At 39.8% G+C, this 23,693-nt stretch carries 16 protein-coding genes and 1 riboswitch; of the genes, 8 read left to right on the forward strand and 8 right to left on the reverse strand.

Annotation, left to right across the window (positions count from 1 at the left end):
* Positions 1-38 precede the first annotated feature (38 nt).
* The 4 genes from HH219_RS03640 to HH219_RS03655 all read left to right on the forward strand — a co-directional run bounded on the left by HH219_RS03640 (position 39) and on the right by HH219_RS03655 (position 8,134).
* Positions 39-1,418: a sigma-54 dependent transcriptional regulator gene (locus tag HH219_RS03640; RefSeq protein WP_169326649.1), complete on the forward strand. Its 1,380-nt coding sequence runs from the start codon at positions 39-41 to the stop codon at positions 1,416-1,418.
* Positions 1,418-2,701, forward strand: coding sequence for a HAMP domain-containing sensor histidine kinase (locus tag HH219_RS03645; RefSeq protein WP_169326650.1), 1,284 nt, complete (start codon positions 1,418-1,420; stop codon positions 2,699-2,701). Before HH219_RS03640 ends, HH219_RS03645 begins: the two co-directional genes overlap by 1 nt.
* A 92-nt stretch (positions 2,702-2,793) precedes the next feature.
* The gene (locus HH219_RS03650) at positions 2,794-5,754 is read left to right on the forward strand and encodes a DUF3857 domain-containing transglutaminase family protein (protein WP_169326651.1); all 2,961 of its coding nucleotides are present in this window, start codon (positions 2,794-2,796) and stop codon (positions 5,752-5,754) included.
* Between the two features lie 916 nt (positions 5,755-6,670).
* The gene (locus HH219_RS03655) at positions 6,671-8,134 is read left to right on the forward strand and encodes a sensor domain-containing diguanylate cyclase (RefSeq protein WP_169326652.1); all 1,464 of its coding nucleotides are present in this window, start codon (positions 6,671-6,673) and stop codon (positions 8,132-8,134) included.
* A 14-nt stretch (positions 8,135-8,148) separates the two neighbouring features.
* On the opposite strand, the gene ylqF is transcribed toward HH219_RS03655, so the two are convergent.
* Positions 8,149-9,093: a ribosome biogenesis GTPase YlqF gene (gene ylqF, locus HH219_RS03660; RefSeq protein WP_054205870.1), complete on the reverse strand. Its 945-nt coding sequence runs from the start codon at positions 9,091-9,093 to the stop codon at positions 8,149-8,151.
* Positions 9,094-9,183: 90 nt separating this feature from the next.
* Between ylqF and HH219_RS03665 the strand changes: the two genes are divergently transcribed.
* Together HH219_RS03665 and HH219_RS03670 are read left to right on the forward strand one after the other, a co-directional pair.
* Entirely contained in the window at positions 9,184-9,720 is a 537-nt protein-coding gene (locus tag HH219_RS03665) for a YaeQ family protein (protein WP_054205869.1), read from the forward strand.
* A gap of 22 nt (positions 9,721-9,742) precedes the next feature.
* Positions 9,743-10,339, forward strand: a complete 597-nt coding sequence (locus HH219_RS03670) for an alpha/beta fold hydrolase (protein ID WP_169326653.1) — start codon at positions 9,743-9,745, stop codon at positions 10,337-10,339.
* On the opposite strand, the gene HH219_RS03675 is transcribed toward HH219_RS03670, so the two are convergent.
* Positions 10,336-10,545, reverse strand: coding sequence for a hypothetical protein (locus HH219_RS03675; protein ID WP_169326654.1), 210 nt, complete (start codon positions 10,543-10,545; stop codon positions 10,336-10,338). The genes HH219_RS03670 and HH219_RS03675 overlap by 4 nt on opposite strands.
* A 357-nt stretch (positions 10,546-10,902) precedes the next feature.
* Here HH219_RS03675 and HH219_RS03680 point away from each other — a divergent pair, with 357 nt between their 5' ends.
* Positions 10,903-11,376: a Dps family protein gene (locus HH219_RS03680; protein ID WP_054205866.1), complete on the forward strand. Its 474-nt coding sequence runs from the start codon at positions 10,903-10,905 to the stop codon at positions 11,374-11,376.
* A gap of 225 nt (positions 11,377-11,601) precedes the next feature.
* Here HH219_RS03680 and HH219_RS03685 read toward each other — a convergent pair whose 3' ends face one another.
* The gene (locus HH219_RS03685) at positions 11,602-14,541 is read right to left on the reverse strand and encodes a TonB-dependent receptor (RefSeq protein WP_169326655.1); all 2,940 of its coding nucleotides are present in this window, start codon (positions 14,539-14,541) and stop codon (positions 11,602-11,604) included.
* A gap of 240 nt (positions 14,542-14,781) precedes the next feature.
* Between HH219_RS03685 and HH219_RS03690 the strand changes: the two genes are divergently transcribed.
* Positions 14,782-15,528, forward strand: coding sequence for a response regulator transcription factor (locus tag HH219_RS03690; protein ID WP_169326656.1), 747 nt, complete (start codon positions 14,782-14,784; stop codon positions 15,526-15,528).
* Here HH219_RS03690 and HH219_RS03695 read toward each other — a convergent pair whose 3' ends face one another.
* From HH219_RS03695 to HH219_RS03715, 5 genes are all read right to left on the reverse strand, one after another.
* A complete protein-coding gene (locus tag HH219_RS03695) occupies positions 15,529-15,927 on the reverse strand; it encodes a hypothetical protein (RefSeq protein ID WP_054454348.1) in 399 nt (132 codons plus the stop codon).
* 35 nt (positions 15,928-15,962) lie between these two features.
* Entirely contained in the window at positions 15,963-18,038 is a 2,076-nt protein-coding gene (locus tag HH219_RS03700; protein WP_169326657.1) for a S9 family peptidase, read from the reverse strand.
* Between the two features lie 102 nt (positions 18,039-18,140).
* Complete coding sequence (locus tag HH219_RS03705) at positions 18,141-18,707, reverse strand: hypothetical protein (protein WP_054205862.1); 567 nt, start codon at positions 18,705-18,707, stop codon at positions 18,141-18,143.
* Positions 18,708-18,825: 118 nt separating this feature from the next.
* Positions 18,826-18,918, reverse strand: a riboswitch (cyclic di-GMP riboswitch).
* 185 nt (positions 18,919-19,103) lie between these two features.
* A complete protein-coding gene (locus HH219_RS03710; RefSeq protein ID WP_054205861.1) occupies positions 19,104-22,277 on the reverse strand; it encodes an efflux RND transporter permease subunit in 3,174 nt (1,057 codons plus the stop codon).
* Between the two features lie 15 nt (positions 22,278-22,292).
* Complete coding sequence (locus HH219_RS03715; protein ID WP_169326658.1) at positions 22,293-23,471, reverse strand: efflux RND transporter periplasmic adaptor subunit; 1,179 nt, start codon at positions 23,469-23,471, stop codon at positions 22,293-22,295.
* Positions 23,472-23,693 lie beyond the last annotated feature (222 nt).

The raw sequence follows: 23,693 nt of genomic DNA on the forward strand, positions 1-23,693 counted from the left end.
CAAAGCAATTTGCTTTTGCTTGAAACAAGAAGAACAAAATGGACACAATTTTAGTTATCGACGACCAAGCCGATGTGCGCATGGCCGCCATCGTGGCGTTAAATCAAATTGGCTATCAATGCATTGAAGCACAAGGCCCAGAGCAGGCACTGGAGCTAATTAATAGCAGTACTATTAGCCTGATATTGCTAGATATGAATTTTAAACTCGACACCACCTCAGGCGACGAAGGGCTGCGATTTTTAAAACAACTACAGTCGCTTGGCTCAACAATACCCGTGGTGGTAATGACCGCATGGGCCAGTGTTGATGTTGCCGTAAAAGCAATGCAATTAGGCGCGCTAGATTTTATAGAAAAACCGTGGAACAACTTGCGCTTAACGGCGGTAGTACAACAGCAACTCAAACAGCAAAAAACCAGCCACGACAATGCTTGTTTAAAAGCCTTAAACACCACTAAAAATGCCGATTACATTGCCAATTCCCCCGCTATGCGGCAACTACTTACACGCGCTAAACGCGCAGCAAAAACCGATGCCAGTATTTTAATCACCGGTGAAAATGGCACCGGAAAAAGCTTATTAGCACAGTATATACATCAACATTCTAACCGTTGTGAACAACGTTACGTGAGCGTAAATATTGGCGCTATTGCCCCCTCATTATTTGAAAGCGAGTTATTCGGCCATAAAAAAGGCGCGTTTACCGATGCCAAAGAAGACCGCCTAGGACGCTTTGAAATAGCCAACGGCGGTACCTTATTTTTAGATGAAATAGCCACCTTGCCGCTTGAACTGCAAAGTAAAATGCTGCGTGTGCTAGAAAGCCAAGAGTTTGAAGTATTGGGTTCAAGCCAAACGCAAATAGCCGATGTACGGATTATTGCTGCCACCAATGCAGAACTTGCCAAAGCGATTGAAGAGGGAGAATTTCGCCGCGATTTACTATTCAGGCTCAACACTATTGAGCTACATATTCCACCACTGCGCGAACGAGTAGAAGATATTATTGAGCTGGCAAACCACCTACTCACAACTCATGGTAGAAAATATAAACGAACAAATATGACACTCACGACACACGCAATGACTGCCCTCACGCAATACAGTTGGCCGGGCAATGTACGCGAACTTAGCCATTGTATTGAACGCGCCGTGATCATGAGCGATAACGACAACATTACAGCCAATGATTTAATTTTAGAACAACCCAGCAGTGAGGTCAGTCATAGTGCAGCAGGTGATAAATCATTACCTTTATTGCCACTGGAAGAGCTTGAAAAGCAAATGATTCAAAAAGCACTGGCCGAATTTAATGGCAATGTCATTGCCGCAGGCGAGTTTTTAGGGCTCAGTAAGTCGGCCATATATCGTCGTATTGATAAGCATCAGCTCGATTTAAAAGAAGCAGACAGTTAATGCCAAACGTGCTCTCATTTGAACAACGTATTAAGCGGTATATTTATTTAGTTGCCGCAGTCTTACTTTTACTGTGCGGCTTGCTCGCCATTGCATGGGATGTTGATTGGTTTACCAGCGCCAGCATTTTATTACCAATAGCAGCGCTTGCGATAGGCGGTTTAGTTAAATGCTACCGACTCATTACTGATGTGATAGATCGCTTTGGCCTGCAATTAGATGCGTTAGCGAACGATGAAAGTAACAGCTGGCATTTAGCGCAATATCAAGGCGGGCGTATTAGCGGTCTAAAAACTGATTTTAATAAGCTCAGAAACAAAATTGCTAAAAATAAACGCCATTATATGCAAACCGAAGAGTTTGTATTTGAGTTTGTTGGCATACTTGATTTACCCATTGTTATTTTAGACCCTCACGGGCTTATATATTTTACCAATCAAGCATTTTTAAATAGCTTAACCAACCCAACCATTGATGGTTTAACAGCTAACAATCTCGGCCTCACTTACAGCCAAGGCAATTGGCAACAAAACGATGAATCACGCTTTGAGCAGCGTTTTCATATTTCATCACAAACTTTTTGGCGCGCCGGGCGAAGCTATGAACTACTCACTTTATTTTCTATCGAGCAGCAATTACGTGCCAATGAAAAGCAGGTATGGCAACGCTTAATTAGGGTTCTTAATCATGAAGTAAGAAACTCCCTAACCCCTATTTATTCAATGAGCCAATCATTGCAACTGATGAAACAGCAAGGGCAGATCAATAAAGAGCCTGACTTAGCCAGCGACATGCTGCTAGTAATTGAAAAACGTGCTCAGCATTTACTCGACTTTGTGGCCAGCTACAGCGCATTTTCGCAGTTACCTGCAGCAAAAAAACAAGCGGTGACGAACGAGACAATTAACCTTAGATTACATGCTTTATTTCCACAGCTCGACATTAAAGCCGCTGAGATTCAGCACTTTAATGTTGATCTTGGGCAGTTAGAACAAGCACTAATAAACCTAATTAAAAACGCTTTTGAAGCAGGAGGCAAACACGCACCAACACTTAATTGGCAGCAGCAAAGTGATAAGGTCATTATTGAGCTACTCGATAGCGGTACTGGTATTACAAATCCCGACAACCTATTTGTGCCCTTTTATTCAACTAAAGAACAAGGAGCTGGCATAGGCTTAGTTATAAGCCGCGAACTTATTCGTAACCAAAGTGGTCAACTACAGTTATTAGCCAATCCTTATTGCCAAGGTACACGCGTATTAATTACCTTACCGAAATAAAGAATCCTCTTCATTTTATTGGCTTAAAAGCAATAGCTTGGTAATCTAACGCCTATAGGGAACACCAAAAACCAACCAAAAGAAGAACAATAATGAAATGGACTCAGTTAACCAGCCTCGCTCTTAGCGTGTGCTTTTTAGTTATAAGTTTTTATAGCACCAGCCAAGAATACCAAATACAAACTGCCGATAGTTGGGTAAAAAAACACCCCCTCCTTGAAACTGACATTCCCGTTAACCAAATTATCGATGGTACTTACTATTTACTCCTCGATACCCAAATCAACGTTTCACAGCAGCAACCTACGCAACGCTATACGCGCACAGTTATGCAGGCCGTGAATCAAAGTGGTATTGATTATATAAGCCAACTAAATTTAGATTTTGATCCCAGTTATCAAACCCTCACCCTGAATGGGCTGGGCCTTATTCGTGATGGCCAATACATAGATAAACTCACCAGCGCGCAATTTAAGGTTTTACAACGAGAAACTGAATTAGCCAATGGCATCTACAACGGCAGCCTTACTTTAAATATTATTGTTGATGACATGCGCGTAAACGACAAACTCGACTACAGCTTTACGATTACGGGGCGTAATCCTGTTTATCAACACTTTAGCGTGTCTCGTACGTTAAACTGGTCAGTGCCCGTTGCACAACAATTTATGCGTGTGCTGTGGCAAAAATCAACGCCACTTTATATTAATACCGTCAATGGTGAGACTGATATAAAAGACACTCCGCTTGCTGTTGGGCATGACTATCAAATCAGCTTACGTAATCAAGCAACTGTTGCATCTTCAAATCAAACACCACGTTGGTATAGCCCTTATAAACAGGTTTTTTTCTCTGAATTAAACACATGGCAAGAGGTCACCGAGTGGGCTATTCCTTTATATCAATCTGCCATTGAGGTCACTGCTAGCGTTGCGCAAGTTGCCGATGATATTACTATGCAAAACCTCCAAGTCACTGATCGCATTGCCGCAGCCTTGAAGTTTAGCCAAGATGAAGTGCGTTATTTGGGCTTGGAAATGGGCACAAACTCACACCAACCAACACCCGCATCAGAAACTCTTGAACTGCGTTATGGCGACTGTAAAGACAAAACAGTGCTCCTTATATCATTACTCAAAGCGATGGGGATCCCAGCTTACCCAGCTCTGGTAAACACCGAAGAGGGCAAGCGCTTAAATCGGCTTCCTCCTTCTGCGAACCAGTTTGACCACGTTATTGTTACACTTGAATATGCAGGGCAACGTTATTGGTTAGACCCAACGATAAGCTATCAAACGGGAAGCTTAGAGCACCTAGCTCAACCAAACTATGGCTATGCATTAATCATTAAACCTTTTGAGCAGCAGCTCACAAAAATGACGCCACCTGTTGACGGTCTGAGAATTAAAACCACTGATAACTACACCATAGCGCAAAACCGTGAACAACCAGCAACCTTCCAAACTAGCTATTTGTATAGCGGATTTGAAGCCATAAATAGACGCAGCTCACTAGCACGCAACGGCCTTGATCAAATAGCCAAAGACTACCTAGAGTATTACCAAGGCTACTTTAAAGGTCTAACTATTGCTCAGCCGATGACAGTGACTGAAAATGCCAATGATGGTGAATTTTTAAGCAATGAGTTTTATTTGATTGATGATTTTTGGCAACCCGCTGACCCAGATCTAAGAGCTGATTTTTATGCCTCAGAGATTCAAAACAGTGTTTACGAACCAGATCAAATTACGCGTACCGCTCCGCTCTATTTCCAGTACCCAAATAACATTGAAACAACCATTAAAGTTAAATTTGAAGAACAAAATTGGCAATTTGATAACGAACAAGTCGAAGTTGATAACCCTTTCTTTTACTTTAAAAAGAATATTCACTTTGCTGAAAACACCCTCACGCTTAATTTTTCATTTAGCGCCAAACAAGACCATATTCCAGCGGATCAAATCAAGCTATACCTTGATGAACGAGAAAAACTGATCGATCACACTCACTTTGGCATTATTAAATATATTGATGGCGAAGCGACTACAAGTGATTCTGGCGGGTTGGATCTCGAAGACAATTGGATCATTGTTTTGCTATGTGTGTACCTTATAGGCATGGTGTTCTTTATAGTGGCATGGCGCATAGAATCAGCAAAACGCCCAACCTTCAATAACACTCATTTTTACCCTGTATCGAACGCTAAATTTATTATTTATAGCATATTTACCTTAGGGCTATTTATTAACTACTGGAGCTACCGTAACTGGCTGGCGATAAAAGCACAGCAAGATAGCCATATAATGCCGATTGCTCGTGGGATTTTTGCACTGTTTTTCTTCTACTCTTTATTTTTAGAGCTACTTGCACACAGCCAAGAGCACCATAAAAAAAATAAAATCATGCCAAATGCACTAGCCTTAATTGGCTGGTTACTACTTATAGTAATTACAGCCACTACACGTTTTAGTGACTATGCAACTATTGGATTATGCATTATCCCACTCATTTGGCTACCGCTGGTGAACTATATTCAGCATATAAATCAATCATCTGAAGCACTGATATATAACTCTAAATGGCGTATAAGAAACATCGTTATCAGCATAATTTGGGCACCAATTTTATTTTTAGGACTGCTGCAAGAGGCTTATTTATTACCCGGCGCATCAATTGTCAAAGGTGAAAAGCTATGGCCATTTCAGGTGCAATTTTTACAACGCCAACAACTAATGCCCATTGATGAAGATATTTTATATTTTTACAGTGATGCTTTTTTTGATTTTCGTAGTGATGGTAATGGCATTACTGACAACTATATATTTAGCTATTGGCAAAATGAACAAGGGCAGCTTGAATCACGATTAAAGCACTTTAAAGATATTACGAGTATCGAAGTAACCTATGGAAAAACGAAATTTGATAACACCGTGATTAAGGTTATCGATACCGAGCAACAATACTTTTTACTTATCATCGATAGCGAAGGGCAAACAGATAAAGAGCTTGCAGAACAAATAAATCGTCGCCTTGACCATTACAAATCACTTTAGCTCCATTAGGGCTAACAGTAACTCTTTGCTTTATTTGTACTTTTTACAAAAAACAAAATAAATGAGAATTATTTGCAAATGGGTGTTGACAGATTTATAGATCTAACTGATAATCAATATCAACAAGACGGCAAAGTACTACGACTTGTACGGAATAAACTGATTTGTTTCTCGACCCTGAAACACGTGTGGCGCACGTAAACAGCCAAGGTTACCTGTTGCTAACCGCAACGCCCCTTGATGTTGACGACAGATAACCGCCCTACTATTTTACTTGCTACATTGCTCATATCGGTGACGGTAGATATGATACTAAAAAGCCCTTACGGGCTTTTTTTATGCCTGAAATTCAACAGCAGCACAGCACCATAAACTCCCCGAAAACCTTCTTTTTTAATGTTAATTAAAATACCAACATGATAATGAGAATAATTTTCAATTAGGTGTTGACACTCACTTAAATCTAACTGATAATCAATATCAACAATACGACAGCGCACAACGACTTGTACAGAATAAACTGATTTGTTTCTCGACCCTGAAACACGTGTGGCGCACGTAAACAGCTAAGGTTATCTGTCACTAACCGCAACGCCCCTTGATGTTGGTGACAGATAACCGCCCTACTATTTTACTTGCTACATTGCTCATATCGGTGACGGTAGATATGATACTAAAAAAGCCCTAACGGGCTTTTTTTATGCCTGTTAATTAATAGCTTATTATCACAAAAGGTCGACACGCCCTAATAGCTTATTCAGCTTTGAATAATAAAATAAGCAAAATTATTTCTCGTTCTTCACTCCAATACTAAAATGGAGTAAACTCTGCCGCTATTGTTATTCATGGCGCTTATTACATTGAATAAATGAATTATTTAATTCGCTAAAATAGTCATATTCTAAATAGAATTAGTATGATTATCGACTCTAAGGTATGGATGCTTTTTATGTTACTGATGCGCAAAAAATACAATACCATCTTGCTCGGCTTCCTACTTTGCGGCTTTATACTTACCAGTTGGTTAAGTTTTAACCTCGCCCATAACTCAATTAGTAAAGAGACAGTCAACCCACTCTCCCTGACTCAAGATACTGTCTACTCTGAAATACAAGAAGATTTAATGCAGCCCATTTACGCTGCTAAAAATATGGCTAACAATACTTTTTTAAGGCGCTGGGCAGTCCAAGGGGAATCTAAACCTGAACCCTTAATTGAATACCTTAAATACATAAAACAAGATATAAATATCGACATCAGCTTTTTTGCATCAAGCCAATCTGGGGTTTTTTATCATGATGGTGATGGTGTTATCAGTGGCTCTGAAAATTTCACTCAGCAACAATGGTTTATTGCCGCCATTAACTCCCCCCATGATTACGTTATTAACATTGATCAACATCATTTAACGCCCTCAAAATATACTTTGTTTATAAATTACAAAGTGGTTGATGCACACGAAAATATAATTGGTATTGCAGGCGTTGGGATCACACTTTCAAAACTAAAAAAAATCATTACCCAGTATCAGCGTCACTATCATCGTAAGATCTATTTTATTGATGAGCAAGGCTCTATTACACTCCAAGCGAGCTCTGAGCCGACAAAACTCACCAACATACATCAAAATGATGAGTTATTACCTTATCTAGATAATATATTTTTAAAGCAACAAACTGCATTTGAATTTGAATACAATTCACAGCCAGCCATTTTACATAGCCGCTGGGTGGAGCAATTAGGATGGTATTTAATTATAGAGCACCATAACAAAGGTACGTCGTCATTGGTAAGCCAAGAGATACTCTCCAGCTTATTACTAAGTGGGTCCCTCATTTTACTCGTGCTATGTTACGCCCATCGCACATTTGATAAGTATCAGCGACAGATAGAAGCGATAGCATCCTTTGACAAGCTTTCTAACGCACTAAATCGCCAAGCTTTTGATCCATTATTGACTCAACACGTCATACAAGCCCAACAAAAACAACAACGCCTAAGTTTAATACTGCTAGATATTGACCACTTTAAGCATATTAATGATAGTTACGGACATTTAGCAGGAGATAAAATAATTCAGCAAGTTGCCCTTACTTGTCAACAAGTAGCGCAAGGTAATGATGTGGTTTGTCGATGGGGTGGTGAAGAGTTTATTGTACTCCTACCGCACAGTGATCTCGCTAAAGCACAGCAAACAGCTGAGCAAATAAAACACCAGCTAAAAAACATGGTTCAAGTACAAGAAATTGCAGTGACGGCCAGCTTTGGTGTAGCGCAATATCAAATAAAGGAATCTGACGAGTCTTTTATTTCTCGTGCTGATAACGCCCTACTCCAAGCTAAAAGACTAGGGCGAAACCGTATTACGTTAGCAAGCTAACGCTTAACAACTAGTTAACGGCGATTTTTACGCGCACGCGCTCGACGTTGTTTTTTCTCTTCTTCTTTAGCGGCTTTTTTAGCTTCAGCTGCTGCACGCAAGCCTGCAACCATTATTTCTTCTTCTTCACGCATCGCCGGCGTTTCCATAGTGATCCGGCCAATAATGCCATCGCGTAATTCATTAATTAGAATTTCAGACATCTTATAAGTATCTATTTGATTGCCACCACGAATACAACCACGCTTTTTGCCAGCCATTTCAACAAATTCCCAATCACTCTCTGGTAATTCATCAATTTTATAGCGTGCTTTTAAAAGTGCCGGGTAAGCACGTAACAAGTATTCAGCCGTATAACTTGCCACTTCTTCATACTCAATCGCGGTATCACGAATAGCGCCAGTTGCGCCCAAACGGTAGCCCGAGTTTTCGTTTTCAACTTTTGGCCACAACATACCTGGCGTGTCGTAAAGCATAATGCCATCTTCAAGCTTAATACGTTGCTGGGCTTTAGTAACCGCAGGCTCGTTACCTGTTTTTGCTACAATTCGACCTGCTAACACATTGATCAAGGTAGACTTACCAACGTTAGGTATACCCATAATCATGGCTTTAATTTGCTTATCAGCACCCACTTTATGCGGTACTAACTTTTTACACAGCTCGTTAATACGATGAACTTCAGCCGCTTTATCGTTACCAAACGCAATAGCCTTTACGCCATTTTCCTGCTCAAAATAATCCTTCCAAATTTGCGTCATTTTAGGATCAGCTAAATCGGCTTTGTTCAATATTTTGATAACCGGTTTGCCTTCACGCAACGTCGCCACCATCGGGTTTTCACTGCTGTAAGGAATGCGCGCATCAAGCACTTCAATGATCACATCCATTTGTGGCATTATTTCTTTAATTTCATTACGGGCTTTATTCATATGCCCAGGGAACCACTGGATAGCCATTTTAAACTCCTACAGATAATTTAGTGCTATTTTAACTGGCTCGGCGAGTAATTGCGCTATACTGGCGCAAATTTTTTCAAATAAACTGTTATGGCTCTTAAATCTACGATTATTAAAGCGCAATTATCGCTTAGCGATATGGACCGCCACCTTTACCAAGATTTTAATTTAACCTTGGCGCAGCACCCTTCTGAAAACGATCAACGCTTGATGGTTCGCTTACTTGCGTACGCACTTAATGCGTGTGATGGCCTTGAGTTTACCAAGGGGCTGTCGGCTGACGATGAGCCAGAAGTGTGGCATAAAAACTACAGTGACGAGATTGAGCTGTGGATTGAGCTGGGTTTACCCGATGAAAAACGCCTTAAAAAAGCCTGCAATAAAGCTAAAAAAGTGGTGCTGTATACATATGGTGAAAATAACCAAGCAATTTGGTGGCAAAAACACCAACCTAAGTTGTATGATTTTAAAAATTTAAGTATTTTTAGTTTAGATTTTACTGCCACGCAGGCGCTTGCAGCATTAGTTGATCGTAATATTTCGCTGACAATGACTGTTCAAGATGGCGAAGTATGGGTAAGTACCGATAATACAAATATCGAGATAAAACCACAGCAATTAATGTAAGCATTATTAAATAAGGGCGTATATGGCAATTCAACAAGTTGTAGTATTACATGGTTTGTACATGTCAGGCTTTGTAATGCGTCCGTTGTGCTCTCGTTTAAAAAAATCAGGCTTAGATATTCTTAACCTGTCTTATAATACGCTCAGCCCTGATCGCGATGCTATTTTTGCTCAAATTGATGCTTTTATAGATAATAAAAATACGGCACTGGTGTGCCATTCAATGGGAGGGTTAGTGGCGCGCGCTTATCTTGAAGCAAATTCGTACCAAAGCCAAAATGTGAAGAAGGTAATTACGCTGGGAACCCCGCATAAAGGCAGCCATATTGCAGAGCAAATGCAGCAAAAAGGGTTTGAAGCATTTTTAAAAAACAGCGTTGAGTTTTTACTCTCTAAAAATGGTGATTGGCCGTTTAATGCTAAACTTTATAGTATTGCTGGCGATCTACCTATTGGGTTAATGCCGCTTATTGCTAAGGGCAGCCAATCAGATGGTACTGTATTGCTTGATGAAACTAAGCTCAATGGCATGGCAGAACATAAGGTGTTTCACTTAAGTCACACCGGTATGATCTACTCACGCCAAGTAATGAAATACATTGTTGGGTTGCTCATTTAATCTTCTGCACTCGCTGCTACTTTGTAAGCAACAAATGCGATAATCCCTAAAATCAACGGTGTTGGTGCTGCGATATAACCAAATGTATCAAAATTAGCAAAGCTAGCACCCGCTAAGTGCCCTACCACCCCGACAACAAATGCCAGTAAAGCGATACCCACAACAATCAGTTCCATTTTGCTTTCTTTTTGTGTTTTAGCCTGCATGTGAAATCTCCTAGTAATTAATCTAGTTTGATTATGCGCCGACTGTAAATGCCGATTTTGACCTAAATCAAACTATTTACCTGCCTTATTACTCAGCAATATAAAGCTTGTTCTAGATCATCTTTTTGAGTTTATTTTAACCAATAAACGACTATTTAACTCCTGGGGTGGTTTTTCTTAAATAAGCACCCAGTTCATTAATTAGGGTCGCTTTTATTGAATTTTCAATTAGCCCCACATTAATAGGTAAAAACTATCAATATTATCGATTTTAACCATTTTACAGATTACAAAAAATGGCTGATACTCTTTATCAACAGCTCGAAAGTATCTTATTAATTTGTTCAGGAGAAAAATATGTCACAGGTAAATGCTATTGGCCTTAACAGTGCAAAAAGTGAAGATATCGTAACGTCACTTAATACACTGCTAAGTAGTTACCAAATTCAGTATATGAATGCGCGTGGTTTTCACTGGAATATTAAAGGTCGTAATTTCTTTGAACTACATGTGAAATTTGAAGAAATTTATAATCTATTACTTTTAAAAGTAGACGAAATTGCAGAGCGTATTTTAACGCTTGATGGCGCACCACTTCATGCGTTTTCTGACTACCTTAAAATTAGTGAAATTAAAGAAGCTAAAAACATCAGTGATGGAGTAGCCGCAGTAGAAAACCTGCTAGCAGGTTACAGCACACTGATTAAAATGCAGCGCGATATATTAGTCCAAGCTGGTGATGCTGGCGATGAAGGGACAGCGTCACTAATGGGCGATTACATTACCGAGCAAGAGAAACTTGTTTGGATGTTAAAAGCTTACTTAAATTAAGCCTTTTGCGGATAGATAAAAGCCCTCGTTAGAGGGCTCAAGTAGGGATAAATCGTTAAATAATAAGCGATTCAATTTGTATACTACCCTTTAACTAAATAACAACAACGCCACTGTTACCAGTGGCGTTTTTTTAGGTTTAAACGGCAAGCGTGTACGTAACCACTTATTCATAAATAACAAAAAGCCTCACAATAGTGAGGCTCTGATTGATTATAAAGCTAACTAAAACTTACTTCTAAAACCAATATAGTAGGTTTGTCCTATTGGATCATATGTCCCTGCACTGGTTTCAGTTCCGGTGCTTGAACCACTTACACCAGAAATAATACGCGGCGGTTCTTTATCAAATAAATTGTTTGCCCCCATATATAATTCTAGGGAATCATTTATATGATAGCTTGCTTGTATATCATGATATGTAACCGAGCCAACACCCACTGATCCTGCTGGGATATTATCGAAGCCATTTAAAAATTGGTCGTCAAAATCAGCAGCTCCGGTATAAGTCATGCTCCAGTTAAAATCAAAATCATTAATTTTATAACCCAAATTCCAGTTTGCTTTATGCTCTGATGCGCCAACTTCACCAGCAAACGTATCTTTATCAGCGCCTGGTAATGGGATTGAATAGCCATCGATTAAATATGTATACGCTAATCGAGTACGGAACGAGCCAGGCCCAATATCAGTCGCGTAAGTTAGTGTTAAATCAACACCTTCAGTACCTAAACCACCACTATTTGATACGCCACTATCAATAAACTCTAATGAACCAGCACTGTTATTACCCGCCGCAGAACTACGACGTGTAATAAAGTTACAGAAACTTTCATCGCCGCCATAGCATTGTGAAAGAATAAACTGACGTGGTGTAGCTACTATTGCATCATCGATTTCGATATCAAAATAGTCAATAGTAATATCCAGACCAGAAATTAAGTCCTCAGGAGTAAACACAACACCCACTGTAACAGAATTACCAACCTCTTCTTTTAATTCTGGATTACCACGGTTAAAACCACTAATACCTTGAAGGTCAGATTGGTTAAGTGTAAATACCCCATTTTGCGCTATATTATTTGCTACACCTGCATCAGCTCGACATGCGGCTTCGGCAGCACCACCACCGCTCCCCCCAACTCCTACACATGGATCAGTTAAACCACTAGGAAATGTTTGTGAAGGCGGCGAAAACAATTCATTAATGTTTGGAGCCCGTGTTGAACGAGCTCGTGTGGCACGTACACGAAGACCATCAATAACAGCCCAATCAAGTCCCACGTTCCAACTTTCTGTATTACCGACAGTTGAATAGTCAGAAAGTCGAATAGCTGCATTCATGGTTACTGTTTCAAGTAATGGTATATTTGCTTCCAGGTAATACTCTGTAACATCAAATGCTCCTTCTGTAGCTGGAATTGCATTGCCCGCATTTAACCCAGCCTGCTGAAGCGCATCAAACTCACTACGTGAAAATTCTTCGCGGTATTCAAAACCCGCTGCAATTCCTACCATGCCTGCTGGTAATTCATATAAATCACCAGTGATATTTCCCCCTATAATTTCTTGTTCGACTGAAGTTGATAGCATGCTTGGTGCGCGTACAAAATCAATCGCGCTTTGCGACAATGAATTAAAACCAAAAATATTTACCGGGGCGCAATTAAAGCCCCGCGCAGTGGCATCGATACAAATTGCCTCATTGGTAATACCATCTCCATCCAAATCAAAACGATCATTAACCGCCTCTAAACCTCGGCGAAAACTTTGCACATTAACTAAGCCACTTGATACTTGCGACTCTTTTGTTTTTCCGTAAACATAATAGGTATCGTAAAACCAGCTATCGTTAATTTCACCTTCAAAACCGATTGCTAACCTAAATGTATCTCGCTCAGCTTTTGCCCCACGATTGCCAATATCACTTAGGCGCTTAGCAAAGAAAATATCTTTAAAGCCATCACCGTCGGTGTCTGTTGCTGCGTTATAAATATCATCTGGCACATAGGCATTGCGTAATACTTCATCTTGAACTAAAAATTCAATAGGCACTCTACCATTGGCATAAATATCATCTGAAGCAAATGGGAATGGTTCTAGCTCTGAGTTAGTTGTGCTTGACGCATAAGTTCCTTCAAAAAAGAAGCTATGCTTATCTGATAACTCATAGCTGCCATTGGAGGCAAATAAATAACGCTCTGTAGGAATTGCGATGGTACGTACGCCATTTCGGTTAAAACCATCAGGTCCTATGGTGTCGTTACCATTCGTGCTAAAGCCATTTTGTAAATTATTACTCGGGTCATAAGTAAAACGAGAATCTCCAGCATCAAAACGACCTTGCGGCGGGAATGATGAGAAGAACGGACGAACAGCTTCAAAAATATCACTCGCTTGGCCTGTTTCTCTATTCTCAAAGGCAATTTGAGCAATCTGATCCACAGATGAACGCTCACGATCTCGAGAAAAAACAGCACCTTGATCTGAGTAGCCTAAATGAAACATAGCATTGCCTCTACCATCATTGCTACTTAAGCCCGAAGTAAATGAAAATTGCCGAGACTGATCATCCCCCTCTTTTGACTCACCAAATTGACCTTCAAACTCAATGCCTTCAAAATCATCTTTTAGTACAAAATTAACAACACCGGCTACTGCATCAGAGCCATAAACAGATGATGCACCACCGGTCATGATTTCGACTCGTTCGATAAATTGGCTCGGAATGCTGTTTAAATCAACCGCAGAGCTTCCTGGAACACCAGACACATAGCGTCGACCATTGACTAAAACTAAGGTTCGTTCTGATCCTAAATTTCGTAAATCAACCGTCGCCACGCCTGCACTTGATGTATTAAAATTTGAATTTGTGCGACTTATTGCCGGAGAACCGAAAGCTGGGTTTTCAAGTAGTAAGTCTTGAATGTTTAATGAGCCTGAAGAGTCAATCGCAGCACTATCAACAACTTGAATAGGCGCTGAAGACATCGCTTCAGCAGAACGAATACGTGAACCAGTCACCTGGATACGCTCAACAGATTTAACATCATCTTCAGCTGCTGCAAGGTTTAAAGGCAATCCTGCTAATAGCGAACCACTAAGCGCTAAGCTTAATGCTGAAAACGTAAATGTTCGATTTTGCATCTTTCTTTTTTTGTTCATATTAATTCCCCTGAATTATCGTTTTTCTAAGTAACGAAAATGTTACTAAGCGATAACACTAAGGAAATAAAAAAATTCACTCTATCGTTATTACGTCAATCGCATAGTTGGTGGTGCAACAGGCGGGTTTGATGTGATCGAGCAATAAAACACATACAACAAAATTAACATTTTAAATTTAATATGAATGAAATTGGGACAATTCAGGTCTTCTTTGTTAAATATATATGAGTATATCAAATGTTTACTGCTTACTTTAATGCCTTAACACTCATTAACGATGAAGAATTCAATGCTCTGCTTGATATACAGCTTGATGGCAATAGGCATTTTTATTCCCACACATCAACAACCTTAGAGCAATTAGATAAACTTGATACAAGCCAATTTAATGTCATATTGCTGCAACTATCCGAGGCACCACAACCGACCCTACTGATCCAACTTGTTGACCTGAGTAAAAACGCTAAATTAGTTATTATTGCTGACGATCCAAAGCTCGCGACTTTAGCTTTTGAGATAGGTGCCGTCGATTTTATTACTACACATAGCCCTATTTCACGGCTAAATAAGTGTTTTGAAAAACTTATCCATCTATGCCCTTTAGCAAGTGCGATGGAGCAAGCACATCAGCTTACAAAACCACTGGTAAATTCACACCTAATAGTTAAAGATGTTGGGAAAGTGAGACTCATTGAAATAGACGACATTATTTGGATTAATGGCGCAGGAAATTATGTCGAGCTGCATTTTTGGCAACAAGATGCCGCTGTATTACACCGTGAAACGATGAAGAATATTGAGCAACAGCTCGCTCCTGCGGGGTTTATTAGAATTCATCGTTCAACACTGGTAAAGCAAGCTGTTATTTCTGAGCTGACAGCCACCGATAGTGGTGACTATAAGCTAAAACTAAAAAATGGCGTGCAACTCAATCTCTCAAGGCGTTATAAAAATAGCTTAGCGACGATATTACAAACCGCTTAATTAAAGCCAGTTTTTTACATAAATATGCTCTGGATATTGCTGCGTATATTGTTGCAAGCTAGCGTGATACCGTACATCCATACCACTTTCACGCCAAATGTTCTCAAGCAGGCTTTGAGCTATTAAGTTTGGTTGAATATAATCAACTTGCTTATAGCCTCGCGCTTTTACACCATGAAAATACGCCTGGGCGACCTCCAAGCTATCGGCCGTTACTAATTCAAAGTCTGCTAAATTAATAACTGCATGCTCTATTGAATTAGGTGGTAACTTGGCTAGGTCATCAAACACTTCTTTAGTGAACGCAATCACACCTTCACGATTAAAGCATCCACTGATTTTAATATAAATCATTGGAGGTTCAATGGAGTATTGCCAATTACCATGCGCGCCAAACATTTTAGTACCTCATATGGTAGTTAAATTTTAATCCATTACTTAGCTAAGCTAATAAAAAATGCCATTTCCAGCGCTTTTTCTTCTAAGCTTTTAAAGCGTCCAGATGCACCACCATGGCCTGCATCCATATCCGTTTTAAATACTAAAATATTATCATCTGTTTTGTATTCTCGCATTTTAGCCACCCACTTCATTGGCTCCCAGTATTGAACCTGAGAATCATGCAATCCTGTCGTGACCAATATGTTTGGGTATGCTTGTGCCTTTATATTGTCATACGGCGAGTATTTATCAATCACATTATAATAGTCAAGGTCATTTGGATTTCCCCATTCATCGTATTCGTTGGTGGTCAAAGGGATTGATTCGTCAAGCATAGTTGTCAGCACATCTAAAAATGGCACGTGGCAACCAACCCCTAAGTAAAGCTCTGGTGCTTGATTAACGACGGCTCCCATTAATAAACCACCTGCACTACCACCTGAGGCAAAAACCTTATCTTGTGCTCCATAACCTTGAGCTACCAATGCGTTAGTTGCATCAACAAAGTCATTAAAACTATTTTGCTTATGCTCTTTTTTACCTTGTTCATACCAATCTCGCCCCAGCATTTCGCTGCCACGCACATGGGCTATTGCATATACAAACCCACGATCTAGCAAACTAAGTGAAGTGCTCGAAAAGCTAGGATCTATGGTGTAACCATACGCACCATAACCATATTGAAAAAGTGGATTGGTTCCATCTTTATTAAATGTGTCTTTACGATACACTAGGGATATGGGTACTTTTACGCCATCACGTGCTGTTATCATTAATCGTTCTGAGGCGTAATTTTCAGGATCGAAGTCACCTAAGACTTGCTGTTGTTTTAATAAGGCCTTTTTACCGTTATTTAAATCTACTTCATACAGCGAACCCGGTGTTGTCAGGCTTGAATAATAAATACGTGCCACGTGCGAATCATGCTCTGGGTTCATTGCTATAGCGGCATAGTAACAAGGGTCATCAAATTCTAACGTCATTCGTTGCTGTTGTTTATTAATAACAATAAAACGCGTTTGTCCTTGCTCGCGCTCAGTCAGCACTAAAAAATCGTTAAATATTTCAACACCTTCTAAAAGTACCTCTGCACGATGGGGCGTGTGCTCAAGCCACTGCATCTTATCCGCAATAGTGGTGGCGGTTGCCGTCATTAAACGAAAGTTTTTTGCCTGCCAATTAGTAACAATATAAAATGTGTCATCAAGTTTATCGATATCAAATTCATGACTTTCTTCACGCGGCATCAACTGAGCAAATTCGGCCCAAGGCTGATTAGCATCTAACACCCACATATCATTAGTTTCAGTGGTCGCTAAATCAATAATAATTAAGCTTTCATCGCGACTTTTACCTAACCCCATAAAAAAGCTGCGATCTTGTTCTTCATACACTAATACGTCGTCAGATTGTGGTGTACCTAATATATGGCGATAAACCTGATAACCCAACAAGGTTTTCAGATCTTTCTTAACATAAAAAACAGTTTTATTGTCGTTCGCCCAAACAACTTGGCCTTCGGTGTTTTCTAATACATCCTCAAGCAAACCATCGCTATCAATTTTTTTAAATTTAACCACATAAATACGACGACCATCGGTATCTTCAGAGTAAGCAAGTAGTTGTTCATTTGGGCTAATCGCCACCTCGCCTAACTCGTAAAATTCAAAACCTTCAGCAAGTAGGTTTACATCTAATAGCAATTGTTTATCTGCCGTAGTCATTGAACGACTACGGTAATGGCGAGAGTATTCGTCATCGCCACGTACTTCACTGTGGTACCAATACTCGCCATCTTTTACCGGGTAGGTATTGTCATCTTTAACAATTCGCCCTTTTAGCTCCTCAAACAATTGTGTTTGAAAAGGCTTAATTTTTGCGAGTTGCTGATCGCAATAATTATTTTCGGCTTCTAAATGTTTAAGTATCGCAGGCTCAGAGCGATCATCATCACGCATCCAATAGTAATCATCAATTCGTGTTTTTTGATGTGTTGTTAAAGCATGCGGCTGCTTATGTGCAACCGGCGCATTTGAAAGTACAGACAACGATAAGTTTGATTGAGCCACAGAAAAACCAATAAAAAATTTTGAGAATCTGAGTCTACCATAATTTTTAAATGCGCATAAAAAAGCCCACTCAATGAGTGGGCCAAAGAATGCCAAATAGCATTAGGGGGAAACTTGCTGCCAAGCTAAATTCCAACTTTGGCCAACACCAGGCTCATAAAGTGGGTTATTTTCTTCTTTAACTTTGCAAAATTGACTGAAAGGCCAAGGCTTACATTTATAAATTAAACCTGTTTTTGGCTGTAATACTTTAACGCCGGCATTATAGTCATTACTTTTTTCTGGGTAAACATAATCATATGCTGGTTTGTCTGTTTTTATATCATCGCACTTTGCAATGCAATGAAACGTTATTTCAGCACGTTCAATTCCACACCCCTCAAGGGCGTAAATTTGATTTGACCGATAGGCAACGATTAGCCCTTGTTCGGTCATTTTACCTGCTTCAACTAGCGGTATATGTGTATTAATGTATTCGGCAATAAAACGCGGCCAACTGTGTGGTTCACCCTGCTCAGCGCTGGTGATTTGGTAGTTAAATGATAAACCGACTAGCTCTCCTTGCATGTCAAAAAAGGTTACCGTCACCCTATCACCCACAAATAATTGGGTATGGTGATTTAAGCAACCAATTGGCATCCATTTTCCGCAAGCCAATGACGTATGCATAAACAAAGCAACACCTTAAGAATCACTAATAGGTACTATCCATCATTTGACGGATAAAATAAATACTTTTTTATTACTTTTAGGACAAATGGCACACAGTGAGGGTGTAATAACGCCGTGCGACGGCCCCGCTATCTTAGTTTTAGCACGCTAAAACCTTAGACCGGAAACTTTGCGTCCTAACCTTTCGATTAGTTTGCCAATACAGGTGGATTATAAAGTGAGCTGCAGCACAAATCAAACAAAAGAATGTACTAAAAATAAAAAACCAACCCTTAACACCTATAAAAATTAAAAACCGACTGTTAAAGGTGGTCTGAGTATCGATTTAAAAAGCAAAAAGCCAGTGCGTAATGCACTGGCTTTTATAACTCATTAGATTTGAGTTGTTTTTCTTTAGGCAAGTTGTTTCCTACGTGAAAATAGGCCTTTTATTTTTCTAAATAGGCCTCTAAATACGCCACCTACGTCACTCATTATAATGTACAAACACGGTACTAATAAGAGTGTAATCAGGGTTGCAAACATAACAGCAAAACCAAGAGCAACCGCCATTGGTATTACGAATTTAGCCTGTAAACTGGTTTCAAACATAATCGGTAATACACCAGCAAACGTAGTAATTGAAGTAAGTAAAATAGGCCTAAAGCGCGCACAACCCGCTTCAATTACAGCATCTTTAATACTCACTCCAGCACGACGCGCTTGGTTTACAAAGTCAGTCATAACTAATGAATCATTGATCACAACACCTGCGGCAGCAATTAAGCCAAAACCTGACATTAAGCTAATATCTAAACCAAACCAGTAATGACCCCAAATTGCTCCCGTTAAACTAAACGGAATAACCGACATTACGATAAGAGGCTGTGCGTAACTTTTTAGTGGAACCGCTAACAAAATATAAACTAAGAACATGCCACCAATAAAGAACATGATCTGCTCATTAGCTTGTGCTTGTTGTTCCTCTATAGCACCACCTAGCTCAGACTTAACACTTGGGTATTCTTCTTTAAGCTGCGGTAGTAGGTTTTCTTTCACTTGCTTAACCACTTCGTTTGGCTCTATCACTTCTTCGTCGATGCTGCCATATATGTATACTGTACGGTAACCACCTTCGCGGCGAATATAGCTGATACCTGGCTTTTCTGTAAGCTCAACCACATCACCAAGTAATACTTCTCGGCCTTGCGGAGTTGTGATCACGGCATGCTTAAGTGATGAAAAAGCTTCGCGTGTGAGTTTTGGGTAACGCACCATTACACGTACTTCTTCACCACCGCGAATAACACGCTGCGCTTCACCACCATAAAAACTCGCCCCAACTTGATTAGCGATCGATGCTAAATCCAAGCCTAAATCATAGGCAACTGGCTTTAAGCTCATTTGCACTTCTTTGCTCGCAGGGTCAATGGTTGAGCTGATATCAAACAATCCCTCTTGTTGTTGCAATAATTGAATAAAGCGACGCCCGGCTTCATTAAGAGTGTTGATATCAGAACCAAATAATAGATAACCAAACTCACCATCACCACCGCCACCATTAACGTCATCTTGGATTGTGAGTGATTTTACACCGGCAATATTTGGCATAGCATCACGCCAGCGACGTGAAAGCTCAAACGCATTGTATGGGCGTAAATCTTCTTCAACCAACGGTGCAAGTAACTGGGCTTCAGTACGACCTTGATTAAATACTAATACGTCACGAACAATCTTTTGGCCAAACTCACGCTCAGTTTGTTTATCAACTTCAAGTACCATGGCTTCGATTTCACGAATAGCAGTAATCGTTTGAATATCAGAAGCGTTATCGTTCATCTCTAGGTTAATTTGTGGAAAATCGTGCGGTACTTTTGGTGTAGGAACCATGCGTACTTGGTTTGATGAAATTAATCCAAAGGTAAAAATTAACATCCCGATAAAACCAAACAGTACCACCCAACGCCACTCAACACAGCGCACAACAAAGCGCTTATAAGGGCCATTTACAAAACCAAAAAAGCGATTATTAAAACGCGCTCGCCAACCATTCGGATCGATAGGCGGAAAGTTCGTGTGTGCAATATGCGCTGGCAATATTAGCTTTGATTCGATCAAACTAAATATTAAACATAAAATCACAATGACGGCGATACCATAAAAGAAAGCACTCTCAGGACCACTTGATAACGTAAACGGGGCAAATACTGCAATGGTTGTTAAAACGCCAAAAGTTGCAGGGGTCGCCACACGTTTTGCGCCGTTGACTACATTAACTACACCACCACCTTTTTTCTCTATTTCAGTGTAGGCACTTTCACCGATGACAATGGCGTCGTCCACCACAATCCCTAGCACCATTATAAAGGCAAAGAGTGAAATAATATTTATGGTCACACCAAATAATGGCATCATCATCATCGCGCCAAGGAAGCAAACTGGCAAACCAATCATTACCCATAACGCCAATTTAAAGCGCAAAAATATTGATAACATAATCGCGACCAATACCGCTCCTTGCAATAAATTGGATAGCATCATGTCTAGGCGGGCATTTAGGTAGTAGGTCATATCCATTAACGGCTCTAGTCGAACACCTAATGGAAGATTTTTATTTTTTTGATCAATATACGCTTTTACAGACTCTGCAACTGGGATCATATTTTGATCTTCGGTTGCCTTTACTGATAAGTAAACTGCATTTTCACCGTTAAACTTAAAGTAACGTTCGCCTTCAGTAAATTGGTCTTTTATTACTGCAATATCTTGCAGTAATACTTTAGCACCATTTTCACCTATTTTAACGGGGATCTGACGGAACTCTTCACCTGAATAAAATTGGTTTTCAACTCGTACTGAAATAACACCCGAGTCTGTTTTTAACTGCCCAGCTGAAAAATTAGCTGAATAACGACGTATCGCACCTGCGACGTCAGTTAACGTTAAATTATACTGGCGCAATGTGTCAGGTTCGATTTCAATCGCAATTTCATCAAGCGGTACATCATTAACAACCAACGACACATTTGATAACTGCAGTAATTCGCTTTCAATACGATTGGCAATGGGCTTAAGCTCGCTCAATGGTAAGTCAGCAACTAAAGTCATACCAATCACATCTTGGCGGAATTCTATTTGACTTATGGTGACCGGCTCCATTCCTGCAGGAAAAGTTGCAATACCATCTACGCGCAACTTAACTTTATCAAGCACTTCACTTAATTCAGCATCAGTATTTATTTCTAATTGCGCGCTACCGCCATTACGAAATGAGCGATAGACACCTTTTTTGATTTCGGTAATATCCTTTAAAGACTCTTCAATCTTAATTAAGATACTTTCTTCCATTTCCTGAGGCGACGCCCCCGGGTAATTGGCATTAATAGAAATATAATTGATTTCAACGTTTGGGAACATCTGGCGTTGCATCGTAAAAAAGCTTATAACACCCATCAAAATGATAAAAAACATCATTAAATTTGCGGCAACGGAGTTATTCGCAAAGTAGGCAATTATACCTGTTTGCTTCTCTTTGCTTACAGGATCAACACTTGGTTGATCTGAGCTGGGTAATTCAGTGTTATTCATAACGCAGTCACCCTTTTATAATTTTTCTGTGGCTGCACTATCTAGCGCATCACTTTTTTTAACGTCTGGAACACCCGCAACTTTTACTGCCATACCCTTTTGTGGGTACTCAGGTAAAGTAACAACAAGTTGATCATCCGCTTCTAATCCATCGCTGATATAAAAGTATTCACCCTCTTCGCGAATTACTTTCACTGTACGTGACTCTAATTGCTGCTCTTCATTTACAATCCATACAGTTTGATTATTAACCAGCTCTTGCGGTAAACGATAAATATTCTGCAACATCGTCCCTGCAAAATTTACTTGTACATAACTGCCAAATTTAATTGCTGGTTGTTTATTTGTAAGGCCATATGGGTCATCAATACGCACCACTAAACTACTCATACGCGTTGCGTTATCAATCACACCAAGATCTCGATCTATTACTGCTTGGCGAGTAAAACCATGTAAACCTGTTTTAATCACTGTTGCTGTAATACCTTTTACGCGCTCAGGTAAAAATACATTATCAAAACCAGCGATAGGAATGATGATTTCTGCTTGTTCGATATTATTTAATTCTCCAATTTGAGAACCCATATTAATATATTGGCCAACACCAATATCACGGCTAACAATAAGTGCGTCATAAGGGGCTGTTACATCACAATTATCTAAATCACGTTGCGCTCGCTTTAAACGAGCTTGAGCTGATTTAACAGATGCTTGGGCACTTAATACTTGTGGTTCACGTAAAAATAATGCGGTACGCACTTTACCAGGAAAACGCTTTGCTTCATCAGCTGCAACTTTAGCTTGCGCCTGCTCTTCAATTAGTTTCGATTGCGCTTGGGCCAGTTCTGCTTCCGCCTGTAATAAGGCTGCTTCGTAGTTATCTTTTTCGATGCTAAACAATGTTTCACCGCGGGCAACTATGCCACCTGCAACAAAGTTTGGATGCCAACTCACCACTTCTCCCGACACTTGTGCAGAAAGGCGTGTGCTTTCAAGTGGCTTAACTTCGCCATAGCTATTAATAACCACTTGGTGATTGTTAGCCGAGACAGGCTCAACTTTTACAGTGGGTCGTGTATCTACGATTTCTTTCTTATCTGGCTCTTGTGCGATTGCATTTATTCCCACAAAGCCGACAATACCTATGCCTAGTGCGACAAAAGGAAGTATCCATTTCAATATACCTGTACGCATTATTATTATTCCCCTTAAAATTTCACTGACAGTATAATAACAGAGCTAAATGAAACATTAACGTGACATTTGTAAGCAACTGTTACAATTTATGTACCAAAACAGGAACGCTTATATTTTACTCTGTTTATCTTTTAGAAATCATTTTTTGAACATTTTGTTACAATAAAATAAACATTAAAATCAACACATTACATTGAACGTAACAGCATTCATCGCGGT

Source organism: Pseudoalteromonas sp. NEC-BIFX-2020_015, from assembly GCF_012952265.1.
Classification (GTDB): Bacteria; Pseudomonadota; Gammaproteobacteria; order Enterobacterales; family Alteromonadaceae; genus Pseudoalteromonas; species Pseudoalteromonas neustonica.